Source organism: Kitasatospora sp. NPDC038210, from assembly GCF_055600605.1.
Map to the genome: position 1 here is coordinate 54,716 of NZ_JBVJYK010000028.1, position 17,498 is coordinate 72,213.

The 17,498-nt window shown below is 72.6% G+C and carries 19 protein-coding genes; 18 read left to right on the forward strand and 1 reads right to left on the reverse strand.

What is annotated here, in order from left to right; all coding sequences use genetic code 11:
- Positions 1–133 precede the first annotated feature (133 nt).
- The 18 genes from proS to ACZ7KX_RS35965 all read left to right on the forward strand — a co-directional run bounded on the left by proS (position 134) and on the right by ACZ7KX_RS35965 (position 16,797).
- Positions 134–1,546, forward strand: a complete 1,413-nt coding sequence (gene proS / locus ACZ7KX_RS35880; RefSeq protein ID WP_470330161.1) for a proline--tRNA ligase — start codon at positions 134–136, stop codon at positions 1,544–1,546.
- A 508-nt stretch (positions 1,547–2,054) separates the two neighbouring features.
- Positions 2,055–2,633, forward strand: a complete 579-nt coding sequence (locus tag ACZ7KX_RS35885) for a hypothetical protein (RefSeq protein ID WP_350524588.1) — start codon at positions 2,055–2,057, stop codon at positions 2,631–2,633.
- A 460-nt stretch (positions 2,634–3,093) separates the two neighbouring features.
- The gene (rpsP, locus tag ACZ7KX_RS35890) at positions 3,094–3,522 is read left to right on the forward strand and encodes a 30S ribosomal protein S16 (protein ID WP_045700219.1); all 429 of its coding nucleotides are present in this window, start codon (positions 3,094–3,096) and stop codon (positions 3,520–3,522) included.
- Between the two features lie 2 nt (positions 3,523–3,524).
- Positions 3,525–3,764, forward strand: coding sequence for an RNA-binding protein (locus ACZ7KX_RS35895; protein WP_030056773.1), 240 nt, complete (start codon positions 3,525–3,527; stop codon positions 3,762–3,764).
- Between the two features lie 218 nt (positions 3,765–3,982).
- Positions 3,983–4,591 (forward strand): ribosome maturation factor RimM, encoded by a 609-nt coding sequence (rimM, locus tag ACZ7KX_RS35900; RefSeq protein WP_470330162.1) that lies wholly within the window; start codon positions 3,983–3,985, stop codon positions 4,589–4,591.
- A gap of 107 nt (positions 4,592–4,698) precedes the next feature.
- Entirely contained in the window at positions 4,699–5,517 is an 819-nt protein-coding gene (trmD, locus tag ACZ7KX_RS35905; RefSeq protein ID WP_470330185.1) for a tRNA (guanosine(37)-N1)-methyltransferase TrmD, read from the forward strand.
- Positions 5,518–5,671: 154 nt separating this feature from the next.
- Positions 5,672–6,022: a 50S ribosomal protein L19 gene (gene rplS / locus ACZ7KX_RS35910; protein ID WP_063347674.1), complete on the forward strand. Its 351-nt coding sequence runs from the start codon at positions 5,672–5,674 to the stop codon at positions 6,020–6,022.
- A gap of 77 nt (positions 6,023–6,099) precedes the next feature.
- Entirely contained in the window at positions 6,100–7,077 is a 978-nt protein-coding gene (lepB, locus tag ACZ7KX_RS35915; protein WP_470330163.1) for a signal peptidase I, read from the forward strand.
- Positions 7,061–8,002 carry a signal peptidase I gene (gene lepB / locus ACZ7KX_RS35920; RefSeq protein WP_470330164.1) on the forward strand — a complete coding sequence of 314 codons (942 nt, stop codon included), beginning with the start codon at positions 7,061–7,063 and terminating at the stop codon, positions 8,000–8,002. The genes lepB (ACZ7KX_RS35915) and lepB (ACZ7KX_RS35920) overlap by 17 nt, the downstream gene beginning before the upstream one ends.
- A 241-nt stretch (positions 8,003–8,243) precedes the next feature.
- Complete coding sequence (lepB, locus tag ACZ7KX_RS35925) at positions 8,244–9,248, forward strand: signal peptidase I (protein WP_470330165.1); 1,005 nt, start codon at positions 8,244–8,246, stop codon at positions 9,246–9,248.
- Between the two features lie 142 nt (positions 9,249–9,390).
- Positions 9,391–10,146 (forward strand): signal peptidase I, encoded by a 756-nt coding sequence (gene lepB / locus ACZ7KX_RS35930; protein ID WP_470330166.1) that lies wholly within the window; start codon positions 9,391–9,393, stop codon positions 10,144–10,146.
- A gap of 112 nt (positions 10,147–10,258) precedes the next feature.
- Complete coding sequence (locus tag ACZ7KX_RS35935; protein WP_470330167.1) at positions 10,259–10,732, forward strand: NUDIX hydrolase; 474 nt, start codon at positions 10,259–10,261, stop codon at positions 10,730–10,732.
- 54 nt (positions 10,733–10,786) lie between these two features.
- The gene (locus tag ACZ7KX_RS35940) at positions 10,787–11,113 is read left to right on the forward strand and encodes a DUF2469 domain-containing protein (protein ID WP_030056781.1); all 327 of its coding nucleotides are present in this window, start codon (positions 10,787–10,789) and stop codon (positions 11,111–11,113) included.
- Between the two features lie 375 nt (positions 11,114–11,488).
- Positions 11,489–11,860: a YraN family protein gene (locus ACZ7KX_RS35945; protein WP_470330186.1), complete on the forward strand. Its 372-nt coding sequence runs from the start codon at positions 11,489–11,491 to the stop codon at positions 11,858–11,860.
- Position 11,861: 1 nt separating this feature from the next.
- Positions 11,862–13,571 carry a YifB family Mg chelatase-like AAA ATPase gene (locus ACZ7KX_RS35950; RefSeq protein ID WP_470330168.1) on the forward strand — a complete coding sequence of 570 codons (1,710 nt, stop codon included), beginning with the start codon at positions 11,862–11,864 and terminating at the stop codon, positions 13,569–13,571.
- Positions 13,568–14,761 (forward strand): DNA-processing protein DprA, encoded by a 1,194-nt coding sequence (dprA, locus tag ACZ7KX_RS35955; protein WP_470330169.1) that lies wholly within the window; start codon positions 13,568–13,570, stop codon positions 14,759–14,761. The genes ACZ7KX_RS35950 and dprA overlap by 4 nt, the downstream gene beginning before the upstream one ends.
- A 390-nt stretch (positions 14,762–15,151) precedes the next feature.
- Positions 15,152–16,024, forward strand: a complete 873-nt coding sequence (gene whiG / locus ACZ7KX_RS35960) for an RNA polymerase sigma factor WhiG (protein ID WP_470330170.1) — start codon at positions 15,152–15,154, stop codon at positions 16,022–16,024.
- A 191-nt stretch (positions 16,025–16,215) separates the two neighbouring features.
- Entirely contained in the window at positions 16,216–16,797 is a 582-nt protein-coding gene (locus ACZ7KX_RS35965) for a TetR/AcrR family transcriptional regulator (protein ID WP_470330187.1), read from the forward strand.
- Here ACZ7KX_RS35965 and ACZ7KX_RS35970 read toward each other — a convergent pair.
- Positions 16,784–17,155: a M23 family metallopeptidase gene (locus tag ACZ7KX_RS35970; RefSeq protein WP_470330171.1), complete on the reverse strand. Its 372-nt coding sequence runs from the start codon at positions 17,153–17,155 to the stop codon at positions 16,784–16,786. The genes ACZ7KX_RS35965 and ACZ7KX_RS35970 overlap by 14 nt on opposite strands.
- Positions 17,156–17,498: the final 343 nt, after the last annotated feature.

Genomic DNA, 17,498 nt, shown 5'->3' on the forward strand with positions numbered 1-17,498 from the left:
GGGTGGTGCGCGCGTGTCGCGGTGGTGCGCCCCCCGCCCCGCGGGCCGGTCCGGCGCCGACCGCGGGCGTGACACCGACGCGGGTGTGAATCCGATTCGAAGTCAGGGGGTCGCTCCCCGTACCATTCGCCCCATGGCTAAGGCACCCGTTCTCACCCCTCAGGCGGAAGACTTCCCGCGCTGGTACCAGGACCTCATCAACAAGGCCGAGCTGGCCGACAACGGTCCGGTGCGCGGCACCATGGTCATCCGACCGTACGGCTACGGCCTGTGGGAGCGGATGCAGCAGGAGATGGACGCCCGGATCAAGAAGGCCGGCGCGCAGAACGCCTACTTCCCGATGTTCATCCCGCAGTCCTACCTGACCAAGGAAGCGGAGCACGTCGAGGGCTTCGCGCCCGAACTCGCGGTGGTCACCCACGGCGGCGGCAAGCAGCTGGAGGAGCCGGTCGTCGTCCGGCCCACCTCCGAGACGATCATCAACGAGTACTTCTCGAAGTGGGTGCAGAGCCACCGCGACCTGCCCCTGCTGATCAACCAGTGGGCCAACGTGGTCCGTTGGGAGCTGCGCCCGCGCGTCTTCCTGCGCACCACCGAGTTCCTCTGGCAGGAGGGCCACACCGCCCACGCCACGTACGAGGACGCCCGTGAGTACGCCTCGATGATCCACACCCAGGTCTACGGCGACTTCATGACCAACGTGCTGGGCATCGACGTCGTGCTGGGCCGCAAGACCGCCAAGGAGCGCTTCGCCGGCGCGATCAACACCCTCACCCTCGAAGGCATGATGGGTGACGGCAAGGCGCTGCAGATGGGCACCAGCCACGAGCTGGGCCAGAACTTCGCCAAGGCGTTCAACACCACCTACCAGCTCCAGGGTGCCGAGCGTGAGCACGTCTGGCAGACCTCCTGGGGCGTCTCGACCCGCATGGTCGGCGGCCTGATCATGTCCCACGGCGACGACAACGGCCTGCGGGTGCCCCCGCGTCTGGCCGCCGTCCAGGCCGTCGTGCTCGCGATCAAGGGCGACGACGCGGTCATCGCCAAGGTCCGCGAGATCGGCGCCCGACTGGAGGCCGTCGGCGTCCGGGTCGTGGTCGACGACCGCACCGACACCCCGTTCGGCCGCCGCGCCGTCGACTGGGAGCTCAAGGGCGTTCCGCTGCGCATCGAGGTGGGCCCGCGCGACCTGGAGAACGGCACCGCGATGCTGGCCCGCCGCATCCCGGGCGGCAAGGAGCCGGTCTCCATCGACGCCCTGGCCGAGCTGGTCCCGGGCGTGCTGGAGGAGGACCAGGCGCTGCTGCTGCGCCAGTCCCGCGAGCGCCGCGAGTCCCGCACGGTCGACGTCAAGAACATCGACGAGGCCGTCGAGGCCGCCGCGACCGGCTGGGGCCGCATCTCCTGGGCCGAGCTCGGGGCGGAGGGCGAGGCCAAGCTGGCCGAGCAGGGCGTCACGGTGCGCTGCATCGTCGCGGCCGACGGTTCGGTGCCGCAGGCGGACGACCAGGACGGCAACATCGCGATCGTCGCCCGCGCGTACTGAGATCGGCTCCACCTCCGTTCCGGGGCCGTTCCGGGCCGTTCCAGGTCGTTCCGGGCCGTTTCGCGGCTCTTCCGCGATCCGGGGATGTCCGCCGGATGTGCGCCGGTTGTTCGTTACCCGCAGGTAATGACCCTCGGCGACGACATTTGCCCGGAATGCGGATGGGTAAGAATCCGGTAACTCTTCCGGGGGGCTCCCGACAGTGGACATCCCTACTGGCCGGTCAACTCCCGGTATTAACGGAATAGCGGTACGGTGTACGGCCCGTGGCCCTGTCAATCAGGCGGGACCACGGGCCGTACGTCCTGGGGGCGACAGCCCGCCCCCCGGGACGGAATTCACCAGGTCCGCCGACTCTGCGACGGACCGAAACAGGCAGGGGGTTGGTCTTGCGTCAGATCCGGAGCGTGCAATTCGCGCGCGACCTGGCATTCCTGGGAGTTCCCTGTGAATTCCCGGAGAACGGGAACATGCGGAACATCGGCTCGCACTCCATCGTTGGTCTAGCGTGAGCACGACACAGCCCCTCGTTCTCGCGGCCGAACTGGCCGCCGCCTGGAGCGACATCCAGGCCTACCACCAGGACCTCCCCGACCTGGCCTCGCCCGAGGCCCTGATCGGCGAATCCTCCTCGGCCTGTGGCACGCGGCTCGGTTTCGAGCGGCTCCTCCACGAGGCTGCCCACGGTCTGGCCGCGGCCCGGGACATCCGGGACACCTCGCGGGCCGGCCGCTACCACAACCGGCGCTTCCTGATGCTCGCTTCCGAGCTGGGCCTGGCGCACCCGGTCGAGCCGCACGCGAGCAGCGGCTTCTCCCAGGTGACCATGCTCAAGGAGACCCAGGAGCGCTACGCCGGGACCATCGAGCGCCTGGACCGCGCCCTCGGCGCACACCAGGAAGCGGTGGCCGGCGACGGCTCGACGCGTGCCTTCCGCGGTCCTGCCGCCCGGCACGGCTCCTCCGGGGGCGGCGTCCGGGTCAAGGCGGTCTGCGGCTGCGGACGCAACGTCCGGGTCGTGCCGTCGGTGCTCGCGCAGGCGTCCATCGTCTGCGGCGCGTGCCAGCAGCCGTTCAAGATCGCGTAAGTGGTCGACGGCCCGGCGGGGCTGCTGTGCGGGCAGCGGTCCGGCCGGAGCGGGCGGTACGACAGGCGCGTGAGCGCGTACGCGCCGTGCGGCGGGACGGTCGCACGGCGGATCGGTACGACGGCAGGGCGGTGACCGGCGCTACGAGCGGATCGGCGGCCACGGGCGGAACAGCGGCCACGGGCGGATCGGCGGCCACGGGCGGGACAACAGCAGAGCAGTAACGACGGTGACTTCGTGGGCTGGACCGGGAGCGGGGGCTCCCGGTCGAGCCCTGTTCCGTCTCCCGGCCCGTGTGCAGGCGGTTCGCGCCGGTATGGCAGAATGGACAGCTGAGTACTCGGCAGCCGAGCAGGACCCCTCTCTCCTACGGCTGGCGTGTCCCTTGAACGGTCCGCCCCGCAACCCCACGCGACGGCGCGCCCGCTCACCCACGTCAACACCAGGAGAATCCACTCCCGTGGCAGTCAAGATCAAGCTCAAGCGTCTCGGCAAGATTCGCTCCCCGCACTACCGCATCGTCGTCGCCGACGCCCGCACCAAGCGTGACGGCCGCGCGATCGAGGAGATCGGCATCTACCAGCCGACCTACAACCCCTCGAAGATCGAGGTCGACAGCGACCGCGCCCAGTACTGGCTGTCCGTCGGCGCCCAGCCGACCGAGCCGGTGCTCGCCATCCTGAAGCTGACCGGCGACTGGCAGAAGTTCAAGGGCCTGCCGGCTCCGGCCCCGCTGAAGGTCGCGGAGCCGAAGGTCGAGGACTTCTCGCACCTGTTCGCCAAGGCCGTCGCCGGCTTCGAGGACGCCACCACCGGCGTCGCCATCACCCCGAAGGCCAAGAAGTCGGACAAGGCCGAGGCTGAGGCCGACGCCGCCGCCGAGGCCTGATCGTGATCGAGGACGCCCTCGACCACCTGGTGAAGGGCATCGTCGAGCACCCCGACGAGGTGCAGGTGCGTTCGCGCAACCTGCGTCGGGGCAACACCATCGAGGTGCGAGTGCACCCCGATGACCTCGGCAAGGTGATCGGCCGGGGCGGCCGCACGGCACGCGCTCTGCGCACCGTGGTCGGCGCCCTCGGCGGTCGCAACGTCCGGGTCGACCTGGTCGACGTGGACAACATCCGCTGACGCAGCTGCTCGTTCAGCCGTCAGGGCTTGGGGCCGACCGGGACGCATGTCGTCCCGGTCGGCCTTTTCTCGTTTCCCGGCAGCGCCCCGCGGGGCCGCCACCGCACCACCGCACCACCGCACCAGCCCATCGCACCACCGCACCAGCCCTGCGCACCGGCCCTTCGCATTGCGTCGGGCGTTCGTTTCGGCTCAGGAACTCCAGGAGAACGATCACCGTGCAGCTCGTCGTCGGCAAGATCGGCCGTGCCCACGGCATCAGGGGGGACGTCAGCGTCGAGGTCCGCACCGACGAGCCGGAGCTCCGGCTCGGCCCGGGTGCCGTCGTGCTCACCGACCCCGCGTCGGCCGGGCCGCTGACCGTCGAGTCCGGCCGGGTGCACAGCGGCCGGCTGCTGCTGCGCTTCGCCGGCGTCAAGGACCGCAACGCGGCCGAGGCGCTCCGGGGCACCCTGCTCATCTCCGAGGTCGACCCGGAGGAGCGTCCCGACGACCCGGAGGAGTACTACGACCACCAGCTGATCGGCCTGGACGTGGTGCTGCTCGACGGCACCCTCGTCGGCGAGCTGACCGAGGTCGTCCACCTCCCTTACCAGGACCTGCTCACGGTGAAGAAGGCCGACGGCACGGAGGTGCTGGTGCCCTTCGTCACCCAGATCGTGCCGACCATCGACCTGGAGAACCAGCGTGCGGTGATCACCCCGCCGGCCGGGCTGATCGACCCGGAGCAGGCCGACGTCGCCGGTACGTCCTCGGCGGAGCGCGCCGAGGGTGCGGCCGAGGAGTCGGCTGAGGGTTCGGCCGAGGGGTCGGAGGAGTCGCGGTGACCGTCGAGGAGAACGGTGCCGTGCAGGGCGACGCCGTGCCCGGCGGTGCTGCGCGGAGTGGTGCGGTGCAGGGCGGTGTCGTGCAGGGTGATGGCGTGCAGAGCGGGATGCGCATCGACGTCGTCACGATCTTCCCCGAGTACCTGGAGCCGCTGGACATCTCGCTGGTCGGCAAGGCCCGTGCGCGCGGCCAGCTGGACGTGCACGTCCACGACCTGCGCGAGTGGACCCACGACGTGCACCGCACGGTGGACGACAGCCCGTACGGCGGCGGGCCCGGCATGGTGATGAAGCCCGAGCCGTGGGGCGAGGCGCTGGACGCGGTGGTCGCCGGCGGGCCCGAGGGCGAGCTGCCCACGCTGGTCGTCCCGACCCCGAGCGGGCGCCCGTTCACCCAGGAACTCGCCCAGGAACTGGCCGGCCGCCCCTGGCTGGCCTTCACCCCCGCGCGCTACGAGGGCATCGACCGCCGGGTGATCGAGGAGGCCGCCACCCGCATGCCGGTGGTCGAGGCCTCGATCGGCGACTACGTCCTGGCCGGCGGCGAGGTCGCCGTCCTGGTGATGGTCGAGGCGATCGCCCGGCTGCTGCCCGGGGTGCTCGGCAACGCCGAGTCCCACCGCGACGACTCCTTCGCGCCGGGTGCGATGGCGGACCTGCTGGAGGGCCCGGTCTACACCAAGCCCGCCGAGTGGCGCGGCCGGACCGTGCCGGACGTGCTGCTCAGCGGCAACCACGGCCGGATCGCCCGCTGGCGGCGCGAGCAGGCCTTCGCCCGCACCCTGGCGAACCGCCCCGACCTGGTCGAGCGCTGGCAGTACGGCGCCTTCGACAAGAAGGAGCGGGAGGCGCTCAGCATCCTCGGCCTGGCCTGGGACGAGCAGCTCGGCCGATTTCGGTCCGTGGCCGGTGGTGTGGAAGAATAGGCCGCTGCTGTCTGTCGTTGGTCCCCTCCCGTAGGGGGCACGTGGACCGGCGCCCCCGCCACGGGGGGATCGTCGTCAGCCGATGCGGCCCGCAGCAGACCCCATTGTGACGATTTTCCGTGGGCGGCCCGTGGCGCCTGCGATGGAGAGCAACATGAGCAACAAGCTCGCTGCTGTCGACGCGGCCTCGCTGCGTTCCGACATCCCGGCCTTCCGCGCCGGTGACACCCTGAAGGTTCACGTCCGGGTCATCGAGGGCAACCGCTCCCGTGTCCAGGTCTTCCAGGGCGTCGTCATCCGTCGCCACGGCGCCGGCGTCGGTGAGACCTTCACCGTCCGCAAGGTCAGCTTCAACGTCGGCGTGGAGCGCACCTTCCCGGTGCACACCCCGGTCGTCGAGAAGATCGAGGTCGTGACCCGCGGTGCGGTTCGCCGCGCCAAGCTGTACTACCTGCGTGACCTCCGCGGCAAGGCCGCGAAGATCAAGGAGAAGCGCGACCGCTGATCCACCGGCCCCCGGCCTCGCCGGGGGATCGGAGCGCTCTCGGGGGCCGAACGACCGCAAGGTAAGCTCACCCCCCGATGAGCACGCACGAACCACCCGCGGACCGCGACGGCAGTCCCGCACCCACCGGTGCGGACTCGCTGTCGCGGTCCGCGGTCGTTCCCGCCGGAGTTCCGGTGGGAGTTCCCTGCGGAACTCCGGGCGTCGTCCCCGAGGACGCGGGGGCCGGTACGACCGCCGCCGCCCCCGCCGACACCGCCCGGGACGGTTCCGAGCAGGGGGGCGCCGGGGAGCCGGGCAAGGGCGCTGAGCCGGAGCGCGCGGAGCGGGAGGACGGCGCAGAGCGGGAGGACGGCGCGGGGCAGGAGGAGGAGCCGGGCCATTCGCGTTCGCGTGACCTGCTGCTGTTGGCGGGGATCTGCCTGGCGTTCCTGCTCCTGGTGAACGCCTTCGTCGCGCGTCCGTTCGCGGTGCCCTCCGGGTCGATGGAGGACACCCTGCGCACCGGTGACCGGCTGGTCGCCAACCAGCTCGCGTACGCCTTCGGAGGCCACCCCCGGCGGGGCGACGTCGTGGTCTTCGACGGGACGGGATCCTTCCGGCCGGAGTCCGCGAAGTCGCAGGGCTTCTGGGCCGACGCGCGGTCGGTCGCGCTGGACCTCGGCCTGGCCCCGGCGGGGGACACCATCTACGTCAAGCGCGTGATCGGCGTCGGCGGTGACCGGGTGACCAGTACAGGGCCGGGCGCGCCGATCACCGTCAACGGAGTGCCGGTGGACGAGACCTCCTACCTGTCCCCGGGGGACGACCCGTCGAGCGTGGCCTTCGACGTGGTGGTGCCGGCCGGCGAGCTGTGGGTGATGGGCGACCACCGCAGTGCCTCCCGTGACTCCCGCGACCACCTGGGCGAGCCCGGGGGCGGTTTCGTGCCCGAGAAGAAGGTGATCGGCCGGGCGGACTGGGTGGTCTACCCGTTCTCGCGCTGGACCGGTCTGGACCGGCCCGCGGCCTTCGCCGCGACTGCGGGGACGGGTGGTCATGGGGACCAGAGGTAGGAGTCGGGTCGCCGACCGACCGGCCCGCGAGCCGGACGGCGGCGCTCCGGAGGGCGCCCGCCCGACCGGGACCCCGCCGGTGCGCGGCCGGGCCGACCGCCGTCGCAGTGCCCGCCGGGCGGCGAGCCGGCGCAAGCGGTCGCTGGTGCGCGAGATCCCGATGATCATCCTGGTGGCCCTGCTGGTGGCACTGGTGATGAAGACCTTCCTGGTCCAGGTGTTCGTGATCCCCTCGGGTTCGATGGAGCAGACCATCTTGGTCGGCGACCGGGTGCTGGTGGACAAGCTGACCCCCTGGTTCGGCAGTGAGCCGCAGCGCGGCGACGTGGTGGTGTTCAAGGACCCGGGCGGCTGGCTGGAGAGCGACCGCAAGCCCTCCGACGACGGCCCGGTGCTGGGTGCGGCCAAGCAGGTGCTGACCTTCGTCGGGCTGCTGCCGTCCGACAACGAGCAGGACCTGATCAAGCGGGTGATCGGTGTCGGAGGGGACACCGTCGAGTGCTGCGACGCGCAGGGACGGCTCAGCGTCAACGGGCACCCGCTGGACGAGACGTACCTCGCGCCCGGCAACCCGCCGTCCCGACAGCCCTTCAAGGTGGAGGTGCCGCAGGGCCGACTGTGGGTCATGGGCGACCACCGGGACGTCTCCGCCGACTCCCGGTTCCACATGGGCAACCCGGGCCAGGGCACGATCCCGCTGAGCGGCGTGGTCGGTCGCGCGTTCGTGATCGCCTGGCCGCTGGACCGCTTCCATCAACTCGACGTGCCGAGTTCACTCTCCTCTCTCGACCGGGTTCCGCAGGCCGGTGGAACTGCCGGGGAATCCGTGGGCGTTGGGCCGGTTCCTGTGGAACCACCGCTCGTTATGGGTGTGTTGGGCATCCTTCCGCTCGTCGTTCGTCGGCGGGGGCGGCCTCCGGAGTGAGCCGCGCCGGCCGCCGACCGGCCGGGCCTCGCGTGTGGGACCGCGAGCCGGATGCCTTGGAGTGATAGAGAAGTGCAGGTGCGGCCGGGAGCGGTCCCGGTCGTGCGTCAGGCTGTGCTGGTGTCAGGGGAGCCCGTAGTGGGCAGTCCTGGGGCGGTCACGGTCGTGGCGAGCGTGGTGCCCGCTGTGCGGCACTCTGAGCGCGGGCGCGCGGGCGTCCGCACAGCAGGGAGGAGACGTTGTGGGGGATTTGGTGATCGGCGCCCGTTCGGGCGCCGGAGAGCCCGAGGGCCCAGGCCGTCGGGCGGCCCGGTCCGCCGAGCCCTCGGCACCCTCGGCCGCGGTCGACGACGCGGCGGCCCAGACCGCCGACGAGCAGGGCGCGGGGTCCGGGGAGTCGCCGGAACCCTCGCGCTCGGAGAGCGGGTCGGCGGACGGGTCGGAGTCGGAGTCTCCGGCCACGCCGCGCAAGCCGCGCTCCTTCTGGAAGGAACTGCCGATCCTGATCGGCATCGCGCTGATCCTCGCGCTGGTGATCAAGACCTTCTTCGTCCAGGCGTTCTCCATTCCGTCGGAGTCGATGCAGAACACGCTCCAGGTCGGTGACCGCGTCCTGGTGGACAAGCTGACCCCCTGGTTCGGGGCCGAGCCCGAGCGCGGCGAGGTCGTGGTCTTCCACGACCCGGGCGGCTGGCTGAACGACGAGCCGTCCCAGCAGAGCAGCAACTCCTTCGTCCGCGGTGTGCAGGACGTGCTCAGTTTTGTCGGCCTGATGCCCTCCGCCAACGAGAAGGACCTGATCAAGCGGGTCATCGCGGTCGGCGGCGACACCGTCGAGTGCGAGGGCGAAGGACCGGTCAAGGTCAACGGGGTCGCTCTCAACGAGCCGTACATCTACCCGGGCAACACCCCCTGCGGTGACCACCCCTTCGGGCCGGTCAAGGTGCCGAAGGGACGGATCTGGGTGATGGGCGACCACCGCGCCAACTCGTTGGACTCCCGCTTCCACATGGACCAGCCCGGTGGCGGCACCGTCCCGGTGGACAACGTGATCGGGCGCGCCTTCGTGGTGGCCTGGCCGATCCCCCACTGGTCGACGCTTCCGGTGCCTGCCACCTTCGACCAGAAGGGCCTGGCGGCGGCCGCGCCGATGGCGCCCCCCGCAGCCGGTGCGGTCGGGGCCGTCGCCCTGCTGCCGCTGGTGCGTCGGGTGCGGGGCCGGGCGGAGGACCGGAAGGGGTCCTGAGCTCCACCGGGTTGTCCCCGACTCTTGCGCGGGCCGTGGTACCGACGAGTAATCTGCTCGGACGTGCCACGGCCCGTCGGCGTTCCCGCCGGTGCCTCCGGCGTGCCAGTGTTCTCCGGTCGGCCAGAGGTGGACGGTGTCGATGAGCAGTGTCGTGGAGCAGACGGCCGACCGCCGGGCCACGCCCGTCCGCGAGCGCCCGCGGCTCGCCTCGGTTCTGCAGGGGGTCGCGCTGGCGCTCGGGCTGGTGCTGATGATCGGCGGCTTCGCCCTCATCGCGATCGACTACCGGCCGTACAACATCCCCACCGCGTCGATGCACCCGACGCTGCAGGTCGGGGACACCGTGCTCGCCCGCAAGGTCGGGGGCGCGGCCGTCGGCCGGGGCGACGTGGTGGTCTTCCGGGACGAGGCCTGGGGCGGCGAGCTCATGGTCAAGCGCGTGGTCGCGGTCGGCGGGGACACCGTCGCCACCAGCGGGGACAACCGACGGCTGACGGTCAACGGACAGCCGGTGGACGAGCCCTACCTCGCGACGCAGGGCCGGCAAGGCGAGTCGTTCAGCGTGACGGTGCCGCAGGGCCGGCTGTTCATGCTCGGCGACAACCGCGTCGGCTCGCTCGACTCCCGCACCCACCTGGAGGTCGACGGCGGCACCGTCCCGGCCACCGCCGTCGAGGCCAGGGTCGAGGCCACACTGAAGCCCTTCGGACGGGCCGGCCTGCTCGACCGCACCCCGGCCTTCGACGGTTTCGCGGGGCCGAGGGCGTCGCAGCCCGGCCCGCTGGAGCCCGCCGCCTACGCCAGCGTCGCCGGTGCGGCACTGATCCTGGTGACCTCGGCGGTGGGCGGGGTGGCCGGCCTGGCCCGTCGGCTCCGCCGGGGGCGCAGCTCCTGAGCGGGGCCGTCGCGGCGCGGGCCGCTCTGCCGAACATCGCCCCGGACGGACGCGCCGGGTGGCAGGATCGGTAGCGCCACCGATGCGAACGGAAGGAGCGTGAAGAGCTGCCATGACGGCACAGCGTCGCAAGGCGGCGCGGATCCTGCTGCTGGACGGGCTGGACCGCATCCTCCTCTTCCTGGGCGCCGATCCGGCCGTTCCCGGGGAGACGTGGTGGTTCACGCCCGGAGGCGGCTTGGAAGCAGGGGAGGACGTGCGCGAGGCCGCCGCGCGGGAGCTCGCGGAGGAGACCGGCTTGCGGGGTGTGGACCTCGGGCCCTTGGTGGCGTACGGCACGGTGTCGTTCTCCTTTCGGGGACAGCGCTACGAACAGGAGCAGTGGTTCCACCTGGCCCGGACCACGGAGACGGGCCTTGACCGGTTCGGCACGGGCGCCGACGAGCACGCCCAACTGCTCGCGGCGCGCTGGTGGACGGTCGAGGAACTGAGGGGGACCGGCGAGACGGTCTATCCGGCCGGCCTGGCGGACTTCCTGGAACGGCTGCTGGTCGAGGGCCCGCCGGTGGACCCGGTACGGCTCTGACCGTGGGTGCGGTGGTCCACAATGGGTGGACGTGACAAATGAGGGGACGCCTGGATGAGTGCCGAAGATCTCGAAAAGTACGAGACCGAGATGGAGCTCAAGCTCTACCGGGAGTACCGGGACGTCGTCGGCCTGTTCAAGTACGTGATCGAGACCGAGCGACGGTTCTACCTCACCAACGACTACGAGCTGCAGGTGCACTCGGTCCAGGGCGAGGTGTTCTTCGAGGTGTCGATGGCGGATGCGTGGGTCTGGGACATGTACCGGCCGGCCCGGTTCGTCCGCAAGGTCCGGGTGCTGACCTTCAAGGACGTGAACATCGAGGAACTCGCGAAGAGCGATCTGGAGCTGCCCTCGGACGAGTCCGGCTTCGGGAACTGACGTTGAACGACTCCGCCCCGCGTTGTCCAGCCGAATTTCGCGGGGACGGGGCTTCTCACCCCTGCGGGTGACAGAAGTTGTCCACAGGCCCGAGTTATCCACAGGGAAACGTGATTTCCGGGCCTCGTGGTGCGCGGTGGTGCAGCCTCCTCGGCGGAGGTGGTCACCATGCAGCACACCGTCACGCAGGACCAGGCCGTACCGGACACGGCCGCGCTGGAGACGGCCGTACCGGACGCGGCTGTTCTGGCCCCGGCCGTACGGGACACGGCCGCACCGGCCCCGGCCGGAGCCGGGAGGAAGCCGCGGGGAGCGTCGGACCGCAGCACCCGGACCGGGCTCGGCCGCTACGGGGAGCGGGTCGCCGCCCGCCGCCTGACGGAGGCCGGGCTCCGCATCCTCGACCGCAACTGGCGCTGCGTCGAGGGCGAGCTGGACATCGTCGCCCTCGACGGCGACACCGTGGCGGTCTGCGAGGTGAAGACCCGCTCCGAGCGGGGGTTCCAGCAGCCCTCCGAGGCCATCGACCAGGCCAAGGCCGCACGGCTGCGACGTCTGGCCGAGCGCTGGATGGCCGAGCGCTGGCCCGGCCACTTCGCCCGGCTGGCCGGGGCCGACGACGACGTGGCGCCGACGGATCCGCATTGGCCGCCCGCCCCGCCGGGCGGGGTGCGGATCGACCTGGTCGCCGTGGTCAACCGGGCGCGGGGTGCGGCCCTGGTCGACCACCTGCGGGGGGTGGTCTGAGATGGCCTTCGCCCGCACCTGCTCCGTCGCGCTGGTCGGCGTCGACGGGGTGATCGTCGAGGTCCAGGCCGATCTGGAGCCCGGGGTGGCCGCGTTCACCCTGGTCGGCCTGCCCGACAAGGCGCTCACCGAGGCCCGTGACCGGGTCCGCGCCGCGGTGGTGAACAGCGGCGAGGCCTGGCCGCAGCGCAAGCTGACGGTCGGCCTCAGCCCCGCCTCGGTGCCCAAGAGCGGCAGCGGCTTCGACCTCGCGGTGGCCTGTGCCGTGCTGGCCGCCGCCGAGCGGCTCGACCCGTCGTCCATCGCCGAACTCCTGGTCATCGGCGAACTGGGGCTGGACGGCCGGGTGCGGCCGGTCCGCGGGGTGCTGCCCTCGGTGCTGGCCGCGGCCGACGCCGGATACGAACGGGTCGTGGTCGCCGAGCAGACCGCGCCCGAGGCCTCGCTCGTCCCCGGCGTGACGGTGATCGGTGTCCGCAGCCTTCGCCAGCTGGTCGCGATCCTCACCGGGGCGACGGCGCCGGAGGAGCCGCCCGATCCGATCGGCGGCCGACCGGATCCGTTGATGGCCGGGCTGATGCTGCCCAGCGCCGGCTTGCGGGGCTTGCCCGACGACAGGGCGGCCCGTCTCGACATGGCCGACGTGGCCGGCCAGTACGAGGCACGGCGAGCCCTGGAGATCGCTGCCGCCGGAGGACACCACCTCTACCTCAAGGGTCCGCCGGGCGCGGGCAAGACCATGCTGGCGGAGCGGCTGCCCGCGCTGCTCCCGCCGCTGACCCAGAAGGAGGCCCTGGAGGTCACCGCCGTGCACTCGGTGGCGGGCCTGCTCCCGGTCGGGCGCCCGCTGATCGACACCGCGCCCTACTGCGCCCCGCACCACTCCACCACGATGCCCGCGATCGTCGGCGGCGGCAGCGGGCTGCCGAGGCCGGGAGCCGTCTCGCTGGCCCACCGGGGCGTGCTGTTCCTGGACGAGGCGCCGGAGTTCCCGGTCCGGGTGCTCGACGCGCTGCGGCAGCCGCTGGAGTCGGGGCAGGTGGTGATCGCCCGATCGGCGGGGTCGCTCCGGCTCCCGGCCCGCTTCCTCCTCTGCCTGGCCGCCAATCCCTGCCCGTGCGGCCGGCACTCACGGCGGGGCGAGGGCTGCGAGTGCACCCCCACGATGGTCAGCCGCTACCAGGGGCGGCTCTCCGGGCCGTTGCTGGACCGGGTCGACCTGCAGGTCCAGGTCGCTCCGGTGACGCGGGCCGAACTCATGGAGCGGGACGCCTCGGCGGAGAACACCGAGACCGTCGCCGCCCGGGTGCTGGCCGCCCGGGAGCGTGCGGCGGCCCGGCTGGCGGAGACGCCGTGGCGGACGAACGCGGAGGTGCCGGGCCACGAGCTGCGCACGCGCTGGCAGCTCGCGCCCGGCGCGCTCAACGACGTCGCGCGCCAGCTGGAGCGGGGCATGCTGACCGCCCGGGGCCTGGACCGGGTGCTCCGGGTCGCCTGGACGGTCGCCGACCTCGCCGGCCGCGACCGGCCGGACCAGCGGGACGTGCGCACCGCCCTGGTCCTGCGCACCGGGGTGGAGCACGGGCTACCACTGACCGAACGGACCTTCGGCCGTCTCGGGGGCATCCCGGCCCAGCGCGGCGGTCCGCCGGAGGACGGACCGCCGGGGCGGGGCACCGAGCGGACCGGGAACGGGGAGGACGAGGCATGAACCAGCCGGTGCAGCACCCCCACGGCACGACCGGGGTCGAGGGCGACCCGGCCGTCCCCGCGACGGCGTCCGAACCCGAGCGCCTCGCCCGCGTCGTGCTCAGCCGGCTCAGCGAACCGGGCGACGCGGTGATCGGCCGCTGGCTCGGACAGCTCCCCGCCGTCGAGGTGGTCCAGGCGATCCGGGACGGGACGGTGCCCGACCACCCCGGGCTCGACTCCATCCGGCTGACCGGGTACCAGGCGAGGCTCCCGGGGCCGGACCCGGAGACGGACCTGAAACGGGTACGGCGCGTCGGTGGACGGTTCATCATTCCGGGGGACACGGAATGGCCCAGCCAACTCGACGACCTGGGGGACGGACGTCCCATCGGCCTCTGGACGACCGGCACCGGCTCGCTGCGGCTGCTCGCGCTCCGCTCGGTCGCGATGGTGGGCTCCCGCGCCTGCACGGCCTACGGCGCCCATGTCGCCGGAGAGCTGTCGGCCCAACTCGCCGAGCGCGGCTGGGTGGTGGTGTCCGGCGCCGCCTACGGGATCGACGCGGCCGCGCACCGCGGCGCGCTCGCCGTCGGCGGGATGACCGTCGCGGTGCTCGCCTGCGGAGCCGACGTGGCCTATCCGAAGGGGAACGCCGAACTGATCCGACGGATCGGTGTCCAGGGCCTGCTGGTCAGTGAGCTCCCACCGGGGGAACACCCGACGCGCTTCCGTTTCGTCCTCCGCAACCGGGTCATCGCGGCACTCACCCGGGGCACCGTGGTGGTGGAGGCGGCGGTCCGCAGCGGAGCCCTGAGCACGGCGAGACGCGCGCGCGACCTCAACCGCCACACCATGGGTGTCGCAGGCCCGGTGACCTCGGAGCTCTCGGCCGGTGTGCACGCCCTGATCCGCAGCGGCGCCGCCACCCTGGTCACCGACGCGGCCGAGATCACCGAGCTGATCGGGGCGATCGGGGACGACCTGGCCCCGCGGCGCAGCGGACCGGTGCTGCCGCGAGACCTGCTGGAGCCCGCGGTGGCCAGGGTCCTGGAGGCCGTGCCGGCGACGGCGGAGGGCGCACCGGTGGAGCGGCTGGCCCGTCAGTCCGGGCTCCCGCCGGACGAAGTGCTCCAGCGGCTCTACGAGTTGGGCTCGCTCGGCTACGTCGAGCGACACGGCGCGCACTGGCGCATGGTGCGGAGGAGGTGACCGCCGGAGCGGAGAACACCCGTGCGCCGGGGGAGGGCGTGTCCGAACCGCCCGGCTGACCTGCTGATCCGGTCCTTCCGCTCGTGTGCCCGGATCCGGTGAGTGAACGCCACCGGATCGGGGGACGACCGAGTGGCGGTAGCGCTTTGCAGTGAGTCGGTCACGCTACGCTCCACATGCCTTCCCTATCAGCACATGACTCGGCAGAACGGCGCAGACCAACGCATGCCCACACACATTCCCGGACACAGAGTGACCGGTGGCGCTCGGTCCTCGGGAGGGCCGCGGACCGAGCGGCGCCCCTCGACCGAGTTCCCCTCCAAGTCGGCGGGGACGATGGGAGGCCTGTCGCGGCAGGGCGGCCGGCCGACGGTGGTGCCAGGCCAGCCCGTGGAGGCGACCCGGGGGGCCGAGGCGGTCCGTGCCGCCGACGTGCCGGTGGGCGCTCCCGCCGACCCGCCCGGCGACACCGGGCAGGCCGGCCGGGACGCCGCGGCCCGGGGTCGCAGCGCACTCGAAGAACTCTGGCGCTCCTACAAGGAGACCGGCGACCAGCGGCTGCGCGAGCAGCTGATCCTGCACTACTCACCGCTCGTCAAGTACGTGGCGGGGCGGGTCGGGGTCGGTCTGCCCTCCAACGTCGAGCAGGCGGACTTCGTCTCCTCCGGGGTCTTCGGGCTGATCGACGCGATCGAGAAGTTCGACATCGACCGCGCCATCAAGTTCGAGACCTACGCGATCAGCCGGATCCGCGGCGCGATCATCGACGAGTTGCGCGCCCTGGACTGGATCCCGCGCTCGGTGCGGCAGAAGGCGAAGGCGGTCGAGCGGACGTACGCGACGCTGGAGGCCCGCCTGCGCCGGACGCCGCACGACCCCGAGGTCGCGGCCGAGATGGGCATCGCGATCGAGGACCTGCACGCCATCTTCAGCCAGCTGTCGCTCGCCAACGTGGTCGCGCTGGACGAGCTGCTCCACCCGGTGGGGGAGGGCGGCGACCGGCTGAGCCTGGTGGACACCCTGGAGGACCATGGCGCGGACAACCCGGTCGAGGTGGCCGAGGATCGCGAGCTTCGCAGGTTGCTGGCCCAGGCGGTCAACACCCTGCCCGAGCGGGAGAAGACCGTGGTGACGCTCTACTACTACGAAGGTCTCACCCTCGCCGAGATCGGGCAGGTGTTGGGGGTGACGGAGAGTCGGGTGAGCCAGATCCACACCAAGTCCGTCCTCCAGTTGCGCGCCAAGCTCTCGGACGTCCGCTAGCGCGCGGATCCGGTCGCGCGCCGACTCGGCAGCGCGGCCGCCGGGCCTGCCCGGGACTGCCGGGATCGCCTGCGGCTGCCCGGGTCGGGCCTGCGGGGCGGCGCCCGCGCCGGCTCCTCATGCGCGGCGCCTTATCGGCCGCGCGTAGGGCTCCGTACAGTGGGAGCGTGCCGAAGATCCGAGCGGCCACGGTGGCCGAGCATCGCCAGCTGCAGCGGGCAGCCCTCCTCGACGCTGCCCGCACCCTGCTCACCGAGGGCGGCAAGGAGGCCCTGACCTTCCCCGCGCTCGCTGCGCGCACCGGGCTGGCGCGCTCCTCGGTCTACGAGTACTTCCGCTCCCGGGCCGCCGTGGTCGAGGCGCTGTGCGAGGTGGACTTCCCGCTCTGGGCGGCCGAGATCGAGGCCGGGATGGAGAGCTGCGACACCGCCGCCGGGCGGATCGAGGCGTACGTCCGGGGCCAGCTGGCGCTGGCGGCCGACCCGCGTCACCGCGCGGTCGTGGCGATCTCGGCGCTGGAGCTCGACGAGGCCGCGCGCGAGCGGATCCGGGCGGCCCACGGCCGGCTGGCCGGCCTGGTCGTCCGCGCGCTGGAGGACCTGGGCCACGAGCGGCCCCGGCTCGCCGCGGCACTGCTGCAGGGGGTCGTGGAGTCGGCCGTCCGCCGAGCCGAGCAGGCGGCCACCGCGCGCACCGGTTGCCTGACCGAGAGCCCCGAGGAGATCGCGGACACCGCCGTCGCCCTCGCGCTGCACGGCCTCAGCCGGGCGTGACCGGCCGTTCGTCCTGCGGAGGCCCCGGGCGCAGCGGCAGGAGCCGTGCCGCGCCCGCACCGAACAGGGCCAGCGGGTCCAGGTAGCGCCCGCCGCGTAGCAGTCCCCAGTGCAGGCACGCACGCGCGGCACAGTGCCGCCCGTCCGGGGCGAGCCGACCGATCACCTCTCCGGCGGCCACCGCGGTGCCGGTCGGGAGGACGCCGGTGACCGGCAGGTAGGTGGTCCGGAGCGGGGGAGTGCCCGAGCCCGGGTGGGTGACCGTGACCACGGGACGGCCCGCCACCAGTCCGGAGAACGTGACCACCCCGGCCGCCGCCGCCCGTACCTCCGCCCCGTTCTCGGCGGCGAGGTCCACCCCGCGGTGTCCGGCGGCCCAGGGTTTCGCGGGTGGATCGAAGCGCCCCAGGAGCGCCCCGGGCCCGCCCAGCGGCCACGCCCGCGTCCCGCGCGGACCGGAGCCGCCGTCAGCCGAGTCACCTCCGGAGCCCCCGACCGAGCCGCTCCCGGAGCCGTCGGCCGAGAGCCCCACAGCGGGGCCCGCACCCGCCGCCGGTGTCCCGAGCACGCCCACCACCCCCAGTACCACCCCCACGGCGACCAGTCGCCGAACCCCGACGCACCACCCACGAGCAGTCATGCGCGAAGGCTCGCCGCCCGGCCGCGCCCGGCGCCACCCGAATCCGGATTCCTGTGGACAA

Excerpts from the sequence above, each read along its gene's own strand:
- ACZ7KX_RS35935 (WP_470330167.1), top strand. The coding sequence starts at position 10,259 with ATGACGGCACAGCGTCGCAAGGCGGCGCGGATCCTGCTGCTGGACGGG.
- trmD (WP_470330185.1), top strand. The coding sequence starts at position 4,699 with ATGCGCATCGACGTCGTCACGATCTTCCCCGAGTACCTGGAGCCGCTG.
- dprA (WP_470330169.1), top strand. The coding sequence starts at position 13,568 with ATGAACCAGCCGGTGCAGCACCCCCACGGCACGACCGGGGTCGAGGGC.
- proS (WP_470330161.1), top strand. The coding sequence starts at position 134 with ATGGCTAAGGCACCCGTTCTCACCCCTCAGGCGGAAGACTTCCCGCGC.
- lepB (WP_470330163.1), top strand. The coding sequence starts at position 6,100 with ATGAGCACGCACGAACCACCCGCGGACCGCGACGGCAGTCCCGCACCC.
- rplS (WP_063347674.1), top strand. The coding sequence starts at position 5,672 with ATGAGCAACAAGCTCGCTGCTGTCGACGCGGCCTCGCTGCGTTCCGAC.
- ACZ7KX_RS35950 (WP_470330168.1), top strand. The coding sequence starts at position 11,862 with ATGGCCTTCGCCCGCACCTGCTCCGTCGCGCTGGTCGGCGTCGACGGG.
- ACZ7KX_RS35940 (WP_030056781.1), top strand. The coding sequence starts at position 10,787 with ATGAGTGCCGAAGATCTCGAAAAGTACGAGACCGAGATGGAGCTCAAG.
- lepB (WP_470330166.1), top strand. The coding sequence starts at position 9,391 with ATGAGCAGTGTCGTGGAGCAGACGGCCGACCGCCGGGCCACGCCCGTC.
- lepB (WP_470330164.1), top strand. The coding sequence starts at position 7,061 with ATGGGGACCAGAGGTAGGAGTCGGGTCGCCGACCGACCGGCCCGCGAG.